At 44.3% G+C, this 17,031-nt stretch carries 15 protein-coding genes; 8 read left to right on the forward strand and 7 right to left on the reverse strand.

Annotation, left to right across the window (positions count from 1 at the left end):
* Positions 1-8: 8 nt before the first annotated feature.
* On the forward strand, positions 9-1,436 hold the full coding sequence (locus L4C44_RS07655; RefSeq protein WP_428804766.1) for a PTS fructose transporter subunit IIBC: 1,428 nt from the start codon (positions 9-11) through the stop codon (positions 1,434-1,436).
* Between the two features lie 158 nt (positions 1,437-1,594).
* On the opposite strand, the gene L4C44_RS07660 is transcribed toward L4C44_RS07655, so the two are convergent.
* The 4 genes from L4C44_RS07660 to L4C44_RS07675 all read right to left on the reverse strand — a co-directional run bounded on the left by L4C44_RS07660 (position 1,595) and on the right by L4C44_RS07675 (position 5,803).
* A complete protein-coding gene (locus L4C44_RS07660; RefSeq protein ID WP_146490313.1) occupies positions 1,595-2,011 on the reverse strand; it encodes a cytochrome c3 family protein in 417 nt (138 codons plus the stop codon).
* A gap of 15 nt (positions 2,012-2,026) precedes the next feature.
* Positions 2,027-2,626 carry a cytochrome C gene (locus L4C44_RS07665; RefSeq protein ID WP_171349984.1) on the reverse strand — a complete coding sequence of 200 codons (600 nt, stop codon included), beginning with the start codon at positions 2,624-2,626 and terminating at the stop codon, positions 2,027-2,029.
* Positions 2,627-2,705: 79 nt separating this feature from the next.
* A complete protein-coding gene (locus L4C44_RS07670; RefSeq protein WP_132941928.1) occupies positions 2,706-3,755 on the reverse strand; it encodes an ethylbenzene dehydrogenase-related protein in 1,050 nt (349 codons plus the stop codon).
* Positions 3,756-4,177: 422 nt separating this feature from the next.
* Positions 4,178-5,803 (reverse strand): ABC transporter substrate-binding protein, encoded by a 1,626-nt coding sequence (locus L4C44_RS07675; RefSeq protein ID WP_428804767.1) that lies wholly within the window; start codon positions 5,801-5,803, stop codon positions 4,178-4,180.
* 149 nt (positions 5,804-5,952) lie between these two features.
* On the opposite strand from L4C44_RS07675, the gene mpaA reads away from it, so the two are divergent.
* Both mpaA and L4C44_RS07685 read left to right on the forward strand, forming a co-directional pair.
* On the forward strand, positions 5,953-6,660 hold the full coding sequence (mpaA, locus tag L4C44_RS07680; RefSeq protein ID WP_327784526.1) for a murein tripeptide amidase MpaA: 708 nt from the start codon (positions 5,953-5,955) through the stop codon (positions 6,658-6,660).
* Positions 6,661-6,736: 76 nt separating this feature from the next.
* Positions 6,737-7,336, forward strand: coding sequence for a hypothetical protein (locus L4C44_RS07685; RefSeq protein ID WP_327784527.1), 600 nt, complete (start codon positions 6,737-6,739; stop codon positions 7,334-7,336).
* A gap of 291 nt (positions 7,337-7,627) precedes the next feature.
* On the opposite strand, the gene L4C44_RS07690 is transcribed toward L4C44_RS07685, so the two are convergent.
* Positions 7,628-7,972, reverse strand: coding sequence for a DMT family transporter (locus tag L4C44_RS07690; protein ID WP_428804768.1), 345 nt, complete (start codon positions 7,970-7,972; stop codon positions 7,628-7,630).
* A 210-nt stretch (positions 7,973-8,182) separates the two neighbouring features.
* A complete protein-coding gene (locus tag L4C44_RS07695; RefSeq protein ID WP_428804769.1) occupies positions 8,183-10,354 on the reverse strand; it encodes a metallophosphoesterase in 2,172 nt (723 codons plus the stop codon).
* Positions 10,355-10,864: 510 nt separating this feature from the next.
* Here L4C44_RS07695 and L4C44_RS07700 point away from each other — a divergent pair.
* The 5 genes from L4C44_RS07700 (at position 10,865) to L4C44_RS07720 (ending at position 15,240) form a co-directional block, all read left to right on the forward strand.
* Positions 10,865-12,013, forward strand: coding sequence for an S-(hydroxymethyl)glutathione dehydrogenase/class III alcohol dehydrogenase (locus L4C44_RS07700; protein WP_086714399.1), 1,149 nt, complete (start codon positions 10,865-10,867; stop codon positions 12,011-12,013).
* Between the two features lie 344 nt (positions 12,014-12,357).
* Positions 12,358-13,197 (forward strand): S-formylglutathione hydrolase, encoded by an 840-nt coding sequence (gene fghA / locus L4C44_RS07705; protein ID WP_004732901.1) that lies wholly within the window; start codon positions 12,358-12,360, stop codon positions 13,195-13,197.
* 162 nt (positions 13,198-13,359) lie between these two features.
* The gene (locus tag L4C44_RS07710; RefSeq protein WP_215402852.1) at positions 13,360-13,692 is read left to right on the forward strand and encodes a DMT family transporter; all 333 of its coding nucleotides are present in this window, start codon (positions 13,360-13,362) and stop codon (positions 13,690-13,692) included.
* Positions 13,693-13,878: 186 nt separating this feature from the next.
* A complete protein-coding gene (locus L4C44_RS07715) occupies positions 13,879-14,280 on the forward strand; it encodes a hypothetical protein (RefSeq protein ID WP_146490304.1) in 402 nt (133 codons plus the stop codon).
* Positions 14,281-14,502: 222 nt separating this feature from the next.
* The gene (locus L4C44_RS07720) at positions 14,503-15,240 is read left to right on the forward strand and encodes an NUDIX domain-containing protein (protein ID WP_146490303.1); all 738 of its coding nucleotides are present in this window, start codon (positions 14,503-14,505) and stop codon (positions 15,238-15,240) included.
* 132 nt (positions 15,241-15,372) lie between these two features.
* On the opposite strand, the gene exaC is transcribed toward L4C44_RS07720, so the two are convergent.
* Positions 15,373-16,893: an acetaldehyde dehydrogenase ExaC gene (exaC, locus tag L4C44_RS07725; RefSeq protein ID WP_285954740.1), complete on the reverse strand. Its 1,521-nt coding sequence runs from the start codon at positions 16,891-16,893 to the stop codon at positions 15,373-15,375.
* Between the last annotated feature and the right edge of the window lie 138 nt (positions 16,894-17,031).

Raw genomic sequence — 17,031 nt, forward strand, 5'->3', positions numbered from 1 at the left:
AGACAATTATGAGCACCCTAGCAAATCAAGCTACGAATACCAGTAGCAATTCTAATAATAAGAATAGTAGTAGCGACTATAAAAAAATCCTCAGTACCATGAAAGGTCACCTGCTTTTCGGTACATCACACATGCTGCCTTTCATCGTAGCCGGTGGTGTTCTATTGGCTTTAGCGGTAATGGCATCGGGTAAAGGTGCGGTTCCAGCAGACGGCTTGCTGGCAGACATATCTAATATCGGTATCAAAGGCCTTGTTCTTTTCCCAATCATTCTTGGCGGCTTTATTGGTTACTCAATTGCAGACAAACCAGCACTAGCACCTGCGATGATCTCTTCTGGCATCATGGCTGACATGGGCGGCGGTTTCCTTGGTTGTATCGTGGCAGGCTTTATCGCCGGTGGTGTGGTCTTCCAACTTAAGAAGATCCCACTTTCTGCGAACATGACGGCACTAGGTGCGTACTTCATCTACCCACTTCTAGGCACGTTAATCTCTGCAGGTATCGTACTGTGGGGCATCGGTGAACCAATCAAACTGTTCATGTCTTCAATGAACGAGTTCCTAGCTTCAATGGCTGGCGCATCTAAGATGGTTCTGGGCACAATCCTTGGTGGTATGACTGCGTTTGATATGGGCGGCCCTATCAACAAAGTAGCAACCCTATTCGCTCAAACCCAAGTAGACACACAACCTTGGCTAATGGGCGGCGTTGGCATCGCGATTTGTACTCCACCTCTAGGTATGGCTCTGGCGACTTTCCTATTCAAAAACAAGTTCTCTAAACAAGAGCAAGAAGCAGGTAAAGCAGCAGCAATCATGGGCTCTATCGGTATCTCTGAAGGTGCTATCCCATTCGCAGCGAATGACCCAATGCGCGTACTTCCTTCAATCGTAGCCGGTGGTATCGTTGGTTGTGTGTTTGGCTTCATGACAGACGTTCTACTGCACGCACCGTGGGGCGGCCTAATCACTGCGCCAGTTTCAAGCAACATCCCAATGTACGTAGTCGGTATTGCACTTGGCTCACTAACCACAGCGGTTATCGTTGGCTTCTGGAAACCAGTCGCAGTTGAAACCGAAGAAGAGACGGCTGAAGCTGCACCAGTACAAGCTCAAACCGCTCCAGTAGCAGGTGAAGGCGAGTACGACATCGTAGCAGTAACATGTTGCCCTTCAGGTGTTGCACACACCTTCATGGCAGCCAAAGCACTAGAAAAAGCAGGTGCGGCAGCAGGCCTTAAGATTAAGGTAGAAACACAAGGTCAAAACGGCATTCAAAACCGCATCACTGACTTAGATGTCGCCAACGCGAAACTGGTTATCTTGGCTCACGATATTCAAGTGAAAGACGCTCACCGCTTTGCAAACGCGAACGTGATTGAGTGTTCTACTAAGGAAGCGATGAAGAAAGCCGCAGACATGGTGACTATCTAAAACAGAAGTTATCGAATACGGAAAGCTATCTAAAAGAATCAATAAATTAGTGAATACTCACTATTGATAAAGTAACTACCCCCTACTAAGAAAAATCCCTATTCGTTTTGTCAACGAATGGGGATTTTTATTTTTACTAGCTCAAACCTTCCGTCATTTTACGGCCTAATATCAAGGCTAAACGTGTTTAAATAGCGCTCTAGCCTAACTGAATAAAAGTCTGATAATTCTTCGTCGTCTTCATCGTGGCAATCAGTACAAGTGTCCTTAGGATCAAATTCTTCGTGGGGAAGATGACACTCGACGCACTCCATCTCTTCGCTCTCTTTGTGCTTTAGATTATGCTGGAGCCCTTCGAGGTGGCCAAAATCATCATGACACTCCACGCAGCTGTTATATTCAAACTCAAGATCGTCAGAAGGCTCTTCGTCTAGATGGCACTGCCCCGCACATGTTTCATCCTTTAGGTGAATATTCGCAAGATTATGCTCATCTGGATTAGGTAAATCCTCAGCGACCACCAGTGCGCATACTCCAGCAAGTAACACACCAATTAAATATTTAGTCGTACTCATAAAACTGGCTCCTTCTTACTGATGCGACTTAAACTCTTTCTCACGCAGAATAGCTTCATGGCAGGTTGCACATAACCCAATGCGAAACTTCTTACTGATACCGATAATCGGGTCTGAATCGCGATGTAAATTATGACAATTGGAACATGTCAATTTGGTGGCATGTACATCGTGAGTCCACTCACTGACCCTCAAGCTTTCAGGAGAATGACAGGCGATACACTTTTGGTTCTGCTCGAAAATTGGCAAGTCGATATGATCATCGAATGGAATAACACTCACCACATCAGAATCTTTGGGGTGAGAACCTTTTCTGCCATGACAAGCTGTGCAGTTGTTGTAAAACTCGGTACTGGCATGTGCTCCTACAGAAGCGATGGCATCAATATTTTTAAGCAGACGCTTTTTTTGATGGCACCGTATACAACGCTTATTTTCCTTTACTAAAATCTGCATTTCCGCTTCATTGGTAATTTGGCTAGAAAACGGTTTTACATTATGGGAAGCGGAATCCTGAACTGTTGACTCAGAACAGAGCGATAGCGGCATAAAGAATATACTCAACGTGGTCAACAAAAATAAATAAGAAACATATTGAGTAACTGTTTTGACCATAATAGTACTCTTCTGTGAAGAAATGATTTGAGCCGATTATTTCGACACAAATCATTTCAGTTAGTTACGAGTGTTATACTTATTTAAACTCAAGGTTTAACACACCACGATGGTATATGTGATTAATTTGAGAGTTATCAAAAACCGCAACACCAAATGGATATGATTGGCTCAAATCGTTAAATTGCACATCTTGCGTTTCTGCATTTTCACCCGTAGTTACAAGCTTACGCTTCATTTCCAGGGTCCAAACACCCGCTTTCCAAATTGCACCGACTTCGATATCACCACGGGAACCGGTAAATGGCTTACCTGTTAGCCCTGGAATTCGGTCTAACTTATTGTAGTCAGTTGTAAACGGCTTCTTCTCTGAGTCTAAAATAAGTAATGTTTCATTGGTTAAGTTATCTGATACATATGCTGGCTGGCCGTCTTTTACGTTATTAACGTAGCCCCCCCCCGTTTTGCTGTCTCCTTTACGTCCCCAACCTTTGTTTTGTTTTGGATCGGTATTACTATCAACATATTGGTCATCGAGCTGATTATGTACCGCAGTTCTCACACCTTTCCAGTGCCACATATCAATAAACTCGCCTTCCTGCTTGGTGTATTTACGTGCTGGGTTCTTATCATCACGCCCTGCGTTTTTACCCTTTTTAGCTCTGTGACATGCAGCATTACACCCTTTCTCAGAAAAGCCTTCAGCATTGATGTCCCAATAGACCGCAAATTTATCTTCGTAGTAAGTATTGTCATGCCCAGTATCATCTTTATTTTTCAACTGCTTCCATGACCCATCCTCTTGTTTAACCCAAGGAAAGCGGTCAATACTTTTGGTCGGGTCGGCATAAGTAAACAAGAAGTAAATGTATTCACTGTCATACATCGACTTCATTTCCACACTGGTTTTTTTAATGCCTTCATAGCCATTATTTGGTTTATACGGTAATTTATTCACCTTCTGTGTCAGTGGTTTAGCTTGCTCCCAAACGGCATCAACATTGCCATCGATAACTATATTTGAGGTAAGCTTACTGCTCTCTAGTATCTTATCTTTTGCGTGAACAGCACTGACTGGAATGATCGTAAGTACAGCCACGGTTGATAGTGTAATTATTGAGTACTTCATTGTTACTCTCCTAACTTCCATTGATCTGTTTATACAATTAAGCGTAGGAATGAATGAGTTTATTTCAATTGATCGATATCAACTTAAACACAAATAGAAAAATAGGCATATAGAGCTCGATAAATAGGGATTTATTTATTATCAAGAAAAACAAACATCATAAATATCAATAACCTTATCTCAGGTATCAATGATAAAATTACAAATAATAGGGATTAGTATCAACTTCAAGCGCAATTGTTCATTTATCGACAATTTAAATCGCCCATAATTAGATTCATTACAAATATGGCAATAATAAAGGGACGTTAATCATATATTTATGTTCAACGTCCCTTTTCTTCTATTTTTAACCTTTATGCGCTATTTACTAGCTCTATCATATTTTGGACCTGCTATATCTGAACTCGCATTTGGCCTATCTATTCTTTGATGTAGAGATCCTTAGAATAGATGCGCCCTTCCACGTTGTTCTTCGCAAAGCCGCCAACACTTGGTCGCACTAGGCGAGCCTGCATGTAGTAGTAGATTGGCGCGATAGGCATATCTTCAGCCAGTAACTGCTCTGCTTGATCATAGAAACCTTGGCGATCTTGTTCGCTGGTTGCCACCAATGCGCTGTCCATTGCTGAGTCGTATTTGTCGTTGTTGTAACGAGCAAAGTTACCCGAAGAACCAGAGCGCAATAGGCTCAAGAAGGTTGATGCTTCGTTGTAATCACCACACCAAGAGGCGCGCATTACATCGAAATCACCTTGGCGACGTGACACCAAGTAAGACTTCCACTCTTGGTTTTCTAGTTCGACTTGTGCGCCTAAGTTGCCTTTCAGCATGGATGCAATCGCCACTGCAATCGACTTGTTCGATTCACTGGTGTTGTAAAGCAATTTGAAATCCAACGGGTTAGACGCATCGTAGCCCGCTTCTTTCAGTAGCTCTTTAGCTTTTTGGTCACGCTCCTTCTGAGTCCAAGTGCTGTACTCAGGTTGTGTCGCATCAAAACCAGCCGTGTACTCATGAGCAAAGGTATAAGCAGGCAGGTTACCCACCTGAGTAACACCATTGGTGATAACATCACGCATCATGGAATAAGAGACAGCCTTACGGACTCGTGCGTCATCAAATGGTGGTCGTGTTGTATTGAATGCGTAGTAGTAAGTACACAGCAAAGGCACCGCGGTAAACGCATCTTGGTATTTGGTTTTAAGCTGCTGCGCCATATGTGTCGGCACGTCCGAAGTAATATCGACCTCGCCCACCGCATAACGGTTGATCGAGGCATTCTGGTTCTCGAACGGAATGTAAGTCACTTCGGTTAGATTGGTATCTGAACTGTTCCAATAGTTAGAGTTCTTCTTCAGTTCAATACGCTCGTTAACCACCCACTCGTCCAGCACAAACGCACCATTACCGACAAACTGCTTAGGGTCGCTCCACGGCTTGTCGCTGTTTTCTAGCGTTGCCTTGTGAACTGGCATCATGGAGGTGTGGCCTGTCATCGCCACAAAGTAAGGCACTTTACTATCAAGTTCGAACTTAACCGTGTGTTTGTCGACGGCCGAAATACCTAACTCCTCAACGGGCTTCTTGCCTTCGGCTACGTCTGCAATGTTGCTGATTTGAGTAAGTTTAAGATACCAAACATTCGGCGAAGCGAGTTTCGGGTCGACCGCGCGTCGTATCGCATACACGAAATCATCGGCCGTCACCGGATCGCCATTCGACCATTGCGCATCTTTACGCAGGTGGAATACAAACGTCTGGTTGTCTTCGGTTTCCCAAGACTGTGCAACACCTGGAGTGATGTTGCCATCGCGATCTTGAATCACTAAACCTTCAAATAGGTCGCGTAGAATGTGCATCTCAGGCAGGCCTTCTGCTTTCGCCGGATCGAGTGTCGCAGCTTCTGCATCATTGGCACGTACCAAGTGTTGCTCTTTCGCCAGAGAAGTTCCGGCAGGCAATGTGTCAGCAACGGCAGTCACTGAGATAAAAGGGGTCAATAAAGATGAAATGATTAAAGCCGTTGAATGTTTCTTAAAATCCATGTTTTTTTGCTCTCCTAGCCTATCTTTGAAGCAAAGTAATAAAATTAACAATGCGACGGTTGACGAGTTTTGACGCTATGGTTTATTTAATAGAAGTCATCTAAATAGTAGTGACTATTTGATAGTACTTGATCAATCAGGAGATTAAGGTGAGTTTAATTCCAAGAACGGAAAGAGCTGCGTTTTCGATAAAGCCGCTGTCATATGGAAAGTCAGTATTGGGCGCACCTTTGCTCTATTTCCCCGCGCAAATAGAAAGCGAATCTCGCGGGCTGATTTTAGCGGGTACACACGGCGATGAAACAGCTTCTATCGCGGGTTTGTCTTGCGCCCTAAGAAGTTTGCCTGCCGCCAACTTACGACACGATGTGATTCTGTCGATGAACCCAGACGGCAATCAACTCGGCACTCGCGCCAACGCCAACCAAGTTGATTTAAACCGCGCTTTTCCGACTCAAAACTGGACAGAAAACGGCACCGTCTATCGCTGGAGTTCTCACACACCGGTCAGAGACGTAAAAGTAAAAACGGGGCAAGCCAACCAGCTTGAACCTGAAGTGCAGTCACTCATCAACCTTATCGAGCAGCGTAAGCCCAAATTCGTCATATCTTTCCACGAACCACTCGCCATGGTCGACGACCCAACCCAATCGGAACTTGCCACTTGGCTAGGCAAGCAGTTCAACCTGCCGCTCGTCGAAGACGTAGACTACGAAACCCCAGGCTCATTCGGCACTTGGTGCCAAGAAAGAAACCTACCGTGTATTACCGTGGAACTGCCACCCGTTTCTGCGGATTTAACCATCGAACAGTATTTGGATGCGTTTGTGGCTGTGTTGGGAGGCGAAGCAGGTTAGCGCAACTTATTTTTGGATAGAAGCGTTTTAGGCTTTATATTCTAGTAAGTTAAACTGCGCGAGTGTAGGGGTAATTGTGGTCGAACATGTTTATGAACTTGAATGTATGTGGGATCAGCGACTTGAAGATGAGCTCTATGCCAATAATATTTCGTGGGATTACATCCAATACATACGTAATTTGGTTTGGAATTGGAAAGAGACGGGGGATCCTGATTATTTAGACCATCTAATAGTATTTTGCTTTGAACATAATATACCCGTGACTCAAGAAATCTTGCAGTACTTAGCGAGCTCTTCGAAAAAACGTCTCAACCGAGAATATAAATATCGAACCAAAAAGGGAGCTATACGAGATGAGTCTCTAAAAAACCAAGCATTACTTTGGGTTATGAAGTTGGTAGAGTTTTGTGGCCTAACTCAACAACAAGCATGTGAAAAAGCGGTTGCCATGCTCCATCGAGATTACCCATCTTGCAGTTTGCGGAAAGCGTCAAGCATGGATAAAAAATACTTAGAATGGAAAAAGGAAAACTCTTCTCTTATCGAAGAATTGAAATCCACTAGAAGAAAAAAGTATGGGCACGAAGAATGGACTAGCAAAGAAATTGCTGAGTTTATTGCTGCTTTCGACATAGAGTTGGATCCTCAACTAAAAGGAAACAGACGAGATTAGAATATTTTTGACACATTGATTCCCTTATATCCAACGCTGATTAGTTTGATACTGTTTTCATCAAGTAGATACACATAAGAGGATTTAAATGACAGAGCTAATTTCTAATTTGTCAAAAACACCATGCACTAAGTTGTTGTTAATAATAGTCATACTAGTTTTAGTCTTGCTCATTAAAGTTATGTAATACGAATTCATTACATAATGTTGGCCTGAATTACTCAGGCCATGTACCCTGATGGCAAAACAATTGTTTGTTGGAAAGGCCAAAGATTAAAATAATAGACTCTCCTAATGACTCACCGACGTTGAAAACAGGTTGATAATCACTACGCCAGATAAAATCAAACCGATCCCAATCACCGCGTAGATATCGAGCTTTTGCCCGTAGACCAGCCAAGACAACGCTGCGACTAGCACTATCCCTGCCCCACACCAAATCGCATACGCCACACCCAAAGACATGGTTTGAACTGTTAGAGACAATAGATAGAAAGCAAAACCGTAGCCGATTAGTACCGCGCCCGTGGCTGGTAAAGAAGTAAACTGCTGTGTTTTGGGTAATAGAGAAGTTGCGACAACTTCAAGCACAATGGCGAGTGATAGCATCACTGGAGGAGGGAGAGATAAAAGCATGTTTGGGTCCACAACGGTAAAATACGGCGCTCAGAATATTGTAGTTTTATTTCCGATTCATGCGATTTTCAGTAAGTAATTATTATGATGCACTTTAAAAATTCTTAGCTGTAATTCTCGATTGAAACCTACGCTCAGACAAACAAAAGAGCCCACTAACTCATGGCTAGCAGACCCTTCATCAATCTAATCATCTAATCGGTAAAACGCCTAATTTGCTGACGTTGAGTCTCTTAGAATATCGCGCTTCACTTCACCTTTCAGGTCGGTCAAGGTTTGTTGGTCGATATCAATCAAGAAGTGGTCACTCGCTTGGCCAGTCGCAAACTTTTCAAGAATCACAAACAAGCTACCAAAACGAGAACGGAACACCTCACCAACGGTATATTGGCCAAGGTCACCTAGCTCAGAATCCACCGTGCCATCAAACTCTGCAAGCTCTCGGCTTAGCAGTTCGTATTGACGAAGCTGTGTTTCACCGATATCACGAAACGCCAGTTCATCGGCATTACGTAGTCGGTAAAAATCCGTCGCTAGTAGCTCACCGCTCCACTCTGCAAAGTCAGCTAAGCTTAACCCCTCAGTAGATGCCAAAACCTCGGCTTCTTCTTTGGCTGCCTGCCAATCTTTCTGGAACTGTTCCTCATCAACGACACCATTCGCAGTACAGCCTTCAACTGGATAACCCAGCTTGTCTGCTAATTGACAAACCGTGAATTGCGTTTCTAGTTGAGACATGATCATCATCTCTTCACCGTTCATGTTCATGATCATTGCGCGCATTTCTAGCGGCCAATCGCTCGGAAGAAAACGTAGACGCGTCAGTTCACGAATATGCCAATCAGTGAGTTCGTAGTAGCTCTCTGAATCCAGAATATCTTTGTTCCAGATCTTAGCTTCTGCATCAGGGTCTCCATTCGCAGCTTGAGTAAGGTATGCATGCTCTTCTTCGTAGTGACTAAACAGTTCGTTGTAACGTTCAACTTGATCGATAACCACAGTCTCGACCTCAATTTGGTTATCAGGGCGAATGTTCAGCAGCTTGTAAGCTGGGATGTAACCCGCTAACGATGGCGCTTGGATATTAAATAGCGTGTGCTGAACACCATCGATATTGAAGCTTTTCTTACCTGTATCGTTAAAGTGCATGTGACCACCAACGTGGATGTTTAAGCCCGTTGCAGCCAATGCTCGACTGGTATTGTCATCCGGTTCACGCGCCAGTTGATGGCTTCCTTCACCAAACAGATCTTCAATCTCTTCAGAAGCGCCGTTGTAGAAGTCAGTCATTGGGAAGTGCGAGAAAGAGACAAGCGTCTTGTTCTGCTCTTTCGCTGCTTTTACCACATCAGAGATCCAATCGATCACGTGTTCTTTGTGAGTCAGCATCATGTTATAGCCTGCGCTGCTTGAACCATCAAACGTGTCGCCATCGACAGAGTTATCAGACGAGTTTTCTTTAGGGCGATAGACATTCGCGTCAATGGCCAATAACCACAACCCTTTAACTGGCTCTACTAAGTAGCTAGTATCAGGCACTTCAGAACAACTTGTGTAGCCATTCTCTTTATAACTACCACCTGTGCCTTCATAACAGATCTCGTACATACGTTGGTCAAAAGCCGCTTCTTCTTTGGCTAAATCATAGCTGTAGTTAGCACGAGCTTGGTCGCTGCTGTAAGGCGTTTCAAAGTAGAGATAATCTTGCTGAGGATAGAAACCGTGAGTGCCTAAGATACCCATGATCTCTTCATAGCCCCATTCGCGAACTTCTTCAGTACAAATGGTTGCTAGGTTATCGCCGGCACCGGGAATGGTTGTCCACTCATCTTCATAGCCAACACACTCTTCCTTACCCCGACTATAAATACGCTGGTTCTTACCCCCTTCCCCCAAAAAGTCGGACTTACCCGCAGGGATAGTAAATGGCCTCACTGGATCGTGGTTGCCAGGCGCTGCAAAAAACTCAAGGCCGTACGTGTCACGATAGTGGTCAAAAATGCTCACTAATCCACGCATATGTACTGGCTGACCGTCGTCACTGAAGTCCCCCGGCAGTGCTACGTACTTCACACCGCGCTCAACCACATCGTCCAGAGCCGCTATCATTGCAAAATAGTTTTCGTTAAATAGACGAGTAGAGTTCATCTGAGACTCCATCGTTCTGATCGTTGCATTCTTACCACTGATTGCATTAGGTAACCCTTCGAACGAGCCGTCCTGAAAATCACCGTAAACATCATGAAAATGGATATCAGGCATGAACGCCACTTGCACTGCGCTATCCATATTGCCGCTGTCATCACTTGGCGAACTTGAATTGCAACCGACCAAAGCTGTTGCTATCAAGCCTGACAGTACGGTCAATGTACTCTTTTTCATTTTCTCTTCCCAAAAAGTTAGAACTCAAAATTTGGCGAGGAGATTAGGTGAGAAAAATGACACTATTGTTTCTGATATCTTACAAAACGTCGCATACAGAGTGCTTATGCGACATTGCTTCAATCCTTAAAATTCAATTGGTTAGTAACGATCATGAGTATTGATGACTCTATCGTACGAATCAGTTATTAATATATAAGCCACCATAAAACAACTACTCAAACATCAATGGTAACTATGCATTCCGACGGTTTGGACAAGTAGCCCTCCATCAAAAACCGACTCGAACCGAATAAAGTAATCACTGGGAAAACAGATCAGCTTTCTATACCTATTATTACAAATAAGTAATAATCATTTTCTATTTAAGGGGATTATCAAAACACGCACTCACACCTATACTAGCCACAACAAAACGAGAGAGCGGAAACAATTAAGCTCAACTACTCTTAACGAGTTAACGTTAATTGAACAGTTATCCGCTGTACTGACATATATAGGAAATATCCAATGACAATCGAAATTAAACCTGGTCAAACTCATATTAAATCAAAAGCAATGGTTGCATGGGCAGCTGGTGAACCGCTAAAAATGGAAGAAGTTGATGTACAACTTCCTAAAGCTGGTGAGGTTCTAGTTCGTATCGTTGCTACTGGCGTTTGTCACACTGATGCATTCACTCTTTCAGGTGACGATCCAGAAGGTATCTTCCCTTCAATTCTTGGTCACGAAGGTGGCGGTATCGTTGAAATGATCGGCGAAGGCGTAACAAGCGTTGAAGTTGGCGACCACGTTATCCCACTTTACACAGCTGAATGTGGCGAATGTAAATTCTGTAAGTCTGGTAAAACTAACCTGTGCCAAGCCGTTCGTGAAACGCAAGGTAAAGGTCTAATGCCAGACGGTACTAGTCGCTTCTCTGTAAATGGCGAAACTATTTTCCATTACATGGGTTGTTCTACATTCTCTGAGTACACAGTACTTCCAGAAATCTCACTAGCGAAAGTAGCTAAAGAAGCACCACTTGAAGAAGTTTGTCTTCTAGGTTGTGGCGTTACAACAGGTATGGGCGCAGTACTGAACACAGCTAAAGTAGAAAAAGGCGACAACGTTGCTGTATTCGGCCTAGGCGGTATCGGTCTTTCTGCAATCATTGGTGCTCGCATGGCTGGTGCTGACCGCATCATCGGTGTTGATATCAACGAGAGCAAATTCGAGCTAGCGAAACAACTTGGCGCGACTGACTGCATCAACCCAATGAACTACGACAAACCAATCCAAGACGTTATCGTTGAGATGACAGACGGTGGCGTTGAATACTCTTTCGAGTGTATCGGTAACGTTAACGTTATGCGTCAAGCACTTGAGTGCTGCCACAAAGGTTGGGGCGAATCTGTAATCATCGGTGTTGCAGGCGCAGGTCAAGAGATCTCTACTCGTCCGTTCCAACTAGTAACAGGTCGTGTATGGCGTGGTTCTGCTTTCGGTGGTGTTAAAGGCCGCTCTGAGCTTCCAGAAATCGTAAACCGTTACATGGCTGGTGAGTTTGGTCTACAAGAGTTCATTACTCACACTATGGGTCTGCAAGATGTAAACGAAGCATTCGACCTAATGCACAAAGGTGAATCTATCCGTACTGTTCTACACATGGATAAATAATACCAATCGTAGTAAATAACTGGTCATTCTAGCTTGTTAAAACACTCGATAACGGCGTTAGAAATTTTGATTGTAGAATAACTACTTATCGAAAATTTCTGCCTTGTTCTCAAGCATTTTTCCTGCGCTATTTATGACCATCTACTTACTGTGATTGATATAACTCCCCTTGGTCTCGATACCTCGGTGTCGAGACCAAAGTTCTGACTTAAACATCAGAGCGAAACTGTCTTCACCACCTCCTGCCCGGTGGGTGGTGAAACCTTTAGCTATAACTTTGGCTTTAGTATTAAACAACCCAAACACATTAATTCCGAAACCATCAACCTAACGGAGCACAATAAATGACAATCGAAAACATTAGCCAAGCAAAGGTTGCTGGTGGTTGGCACAAACAATACACCCACTTTTCAGCAACGCTTGACTGCAACATGCGTTTTGCGATTTTCTTGCCACCAAATGCAAGCAAAGAAAACCCAGTTCCTGTTTTGTATTGGTTATCAGGCTTAACCTGTACCGATGAAAACTTCATGCAAAAAGCCGGCGCTTTCAAAGCCGCGGCAGAGCAAGGCATCGCTATTGTTGCGCCTGATACTAGCCCACGTGGCGAAGGCGTTGCCGACAATGAAAGCTACGATCTAGGCCAAGGTGCAGGATTCTACGTGAATGCGACTCAAGCACCGTGGGACAGCCATTACCACATGTACGATTATGTAGTAACAGAGCTCCCAGCACTGATTGAATCGTTCTTCCCTGTAACATCAGTAAAATCAATTTCTGGTCACAGCATGGGCGGACATGGTGCACTAACAATTGGCATCAAGAACGAAGATAGCTACCGTTCTATCTCTGCATTCAGCCCAATAACAAACCCAATGCAATGCCCTTGGGGGCAGAAAGCATTCAACCAATATCTAGGATTAGATATTGAAGAATGGAAACACTACGATGCTTCTGAGCTTTTAAAGACCAAAGGCACTAAGCTGCCAATGTTAGTAGACCAAGGCGAAGCTGATAACTTCCTAATTGAGCAGCTAAAGCCTGAACAATTAGTTGAAGCCGCTAAGGTAACGAATGCCGATTTAGAGCTACGTATGCAGCCAGGTTACGACCACAGCTACTACTTTATCTCTAGCTTTATTGATGAGCATATTGAGTTCCACGCTGCTTACCTAAACAAGTAGTCACACCGAATTAGCCCACACCTTGCAAAAGCGTGAGGTGTGGGCTTTTTTGTGCCTGCTGTTTGGGCAAATACGCTGTTACTAAAGAGCAGCAACAACGATTACCACTTTCAAACACTCTTGCTATACCAACACAAACCATACAACGATAAAGGTACGAATATGAGCTGGTTTTTCTTGATGATGGGCGTAATGGCTGAAGCACTTTCTCACGTTGCACTTAAGGCAACCGATGGTTTTAGTTTGTCTAAACCTGTTCCTGCTTTGCTGGTTATTTCAGGACACTTAGCGGCATTTCTATTTTTGAGCCAAGCCATGAAAGGGATGCCAGTTGGTGTGGTGCACTCTTTATGGGCAGGTTTAGCTATCGTGACAGTGAGCCTGATTTCTACCTTCGTTTACAGCCAACATCTGGACACTAAAGTTTGGATTGGCATGGGGCTTGTTGCCGCAGGCGTCATGTTGATCAACCTATCACAAGGGCACGCTCATTAATTAAACAATTAATGAACGTAAGGGGCTCACCAGCTCAGATTTACAAGCAATAAGTTATGAACAGTGAGTCAATTCGTTCAAACTTCCTAACAGACAAGTGATGCCTTCACTTATTCATACTCTTACAATCCGCAAATCAAACCTGTTACCATAGCGCCTTCAACATTACCTATTTTGAAGGTTGCTATGAAAGCAATTAAAACTCTTTTCTTCCTGATGGTTTTATTGAGTGGTCTGTTTACCGCTTGGCTGTTTATCCCGATTCCAGCGACCATGGACAAACAAACACTCGATGTTCCATTAACAGAACCGTTCAAGCTGGTGGCGTATCGCAGTAATCCGAATGATGCGAGCAAGCCGCTGACTTATCACTACTATGTGATTTCCGATGTGGTTGGCGTGGACGACATGGACCCGTTTCTAATTACGACAGACCAGTTTGTGAAGCTTGGCGAATTCGACGAGAACACATTCAACCTTACGGTTAACGGCAAGATTGAGAGCTACACCAACGATTTGTGGATCAAGAAAGCCGATGGCAAACTGCAGCACTGGTATGTGAGTATTAATGCCAACTACGTTCGTTAAAGTCGGTACACAATAGAATCTATGATTAGACAGCGCTTGGCTTCCAAGCGCTGTTTTTGTTTCTAACAACACTCTCCACTTATCCCTACCCAGTCGACATAAACTGCATTGCCTACTTTTGATTCACTGCTACCCTGCTCTCAAGGTGTTATAAGCTCTTTAGATACGATAAGCTCATCCAATGCTCACGCCCAATAAATCAAAAATAATAAAGGACCACCCGTGGAATTTACGCTCGACAAATTTAACGGCATCATCATTGACCCAGCGACAGCACCTCAAGATGCTGATGCATTTTGTGCCGAACTTAATGAAATCACCGAATTTTCAAAACAAAACAACAAAGGCATTATTTGGATTAGTTTGCCTATTTCGCTATCGCATCTTATCCCAGTAGCCACTGAGCTAGGCTTTGTGTTTCACAACTGCCTAGAAGATGAAATCACGCTGATCCATAAATCCGAAATCGTTGAGTTTGTGCCTTTCATTCCGACTCACACCTTGGGCGCAGGTGCATTGATCACCAACGAACACAAACAAGTGCTGATGATAAAAGAGCATGGCATGACAGGCTACAAATTACCTGGCGGCCACATTGAACTTGGCGAGGGTATTGAAGAGTCTGTGGTTCGAGAAACCTTGGAAGAGACGGGTATCAAAGCGGAGTTTGTATCGGTGGTTGGCATGGCAACGCGCCACCCATATCAATTTGGCAAATCAAACCTCTACTTCGTTTGTCACCTGATTGCTCAAAATCAAGAGATTGCGATTCAAGACACGGATGAAATTGCAGAAGCCAAATGGGTAGATGTAGAAGAGTTCATCAACAACGCTGAGAACTACCCGTTCAACCGTCAAATGGTTGCGTCTTTGATTGGTAAACAAGGCTTGGAGCTGACTCAACTCGAAAGCAATTCAGGCCCAACCCACAAGCCAGAGATCTTCTTTTCGCAAAACTAGAACGATTCAAGCATAAAAACGCCCAACTCAAATGAGTTGGGCGTTTTGGTTTCTAGCTTTTGTTTTCTTAATTAAGCCAACTGCGTTGTTAGTTATTCTTTGTACCCATGATTCATTCTCATACTTTTTGTATTAGAAGAAACCTAGCGGATTGGTATCGTAGCTGATCAGCAGGTTCTTGGTGTTTTGGTAATGGTCGAGCATCATCTTATGTGTCTCACGGCCAATGCCTGATTTCTTGTAGCCACCAAACGCCGCGTGTGCTGGATAAGCATGGTAACAGTTAACCCAAATACGACCCGCTTCGATATTGCGCCCCATTCGATACGCTAAGTTTGCATCACGTGTCCATACCCCTGCACCCAAGCCATACTCGGTATCATTGGCAATTTCTAACGCTTCCGCTTCATCTTTAAAGGTCGTCACCGCGATAACAGGGCCGAAGATCTCTTCTTGGAAGACACGCATCTTGTTGTTGCCTTCGAGCATGGTTGGTTGAATGTAGTAACCATTACCTAAATCATCTGGTTGCTGCGCGATTTCACCACCTGTCAGCACTTTCGCGCCTTCTTGGCGGCCAATCTCAAGATAGCTCAGAATCTTATCGAACTGCTCTTTAGAAGCTTGTGCGCCAACCTGAGTATCGGTATCTAGCGGGTTACCTTGTTTGATGGTTTGAGCACGCTCGACTACTTTCGCAATGAACTTGTCGTATACCGATTCATGGATGAGCACACGAGAAGGACAGGTACACACTTCACCTTGGTTAAAGAACGCCAGCAACATACCTTCGACACACTTATCTAGGTATTCGTCTTCGTGGTTAAAGATATCTGGAAAGTAGATGTTTGGAGACTTACCGCCAAGCTCAACCGTTGATGGGATCAAACTTTCTGCGGCACATTTCAGGATATGGTGGCCGACCTCTGTTGAACCAGTAAACGCCAGCTTCGCCAAACGATCGCTGGTTGCTAATGCTTGGCCCGCTTCGCTACCAAAACCATTGACGATGTTGACCACACCAGCAGGCAGAAGGTCAGCGATCTTCTCCATCATCACCAAGATCGAGGTTGGCGTTTGCTCAGCTGGCTTCATCACCACACAACACCCCGCAGCCAGTGCGGGTGCCAGTTTCCAAGCCGCCATTAAAATCGGGAAGTTCCAAGGGATAATCTGACCTACCACACCAATTGGTTCTGGGAAGTGGTAGCTTGCCGTGTTTGAATCGAGCTCAGCTGCACTGCCTTCTTGCGCTCGAATACAACCCGCAAAGTAGCGGAAGTGATCGACAACCAAAGGAATATCTGCCGCTAAAGTTTCACGCACAGGTTTGCCGTTTTCCCACGTTTCAGCAACCGCGATTTCTTCTAGGTTCGCTTCAATACGATCGGCAATCTTAAGCAGGATATTCGAGCGTTCAGTCACACTCGTTGCTGCCCAACTCGCACGAGCTGCATGCGCTGCATCGAGTGCCAAGCTAATGTCTGCCTCGGTTGAACGCGCGACTTGGCAATACACCTGACCATTAACTGGGGAAGTGTTATCAAAATACTCGCCGCTGACAGGCTTCACCCACTCACCACCGATAAAATTATCGTATTGAGCTTTAAAGTTCACCACTGCGTTATCACTACCCGGCTGTGCGTAAATCATAGTTAGATCCTTCTTAGATTTTTAGTCGTTGTTCATTCGTTATTGAGCTTATGTTGTCGAGCTAGCATGGCGGCTTCCCTTGAGAAGAGAACCCGAGAAGAGAACTCAAAAAAAGAGCCGCCATGTTTATACTTTCTG

It is taken from the genome of Vibrio satsumensis (genome assembly GCF_050337435.1).
In the GTDB taxonomy this organism is placed as follows: Bacteria; Pseudomonadota; Gammaproteobacteria; order Enterobacterales; family Vibrionaceae; genus Vibrio; species Vibrio satsumensis.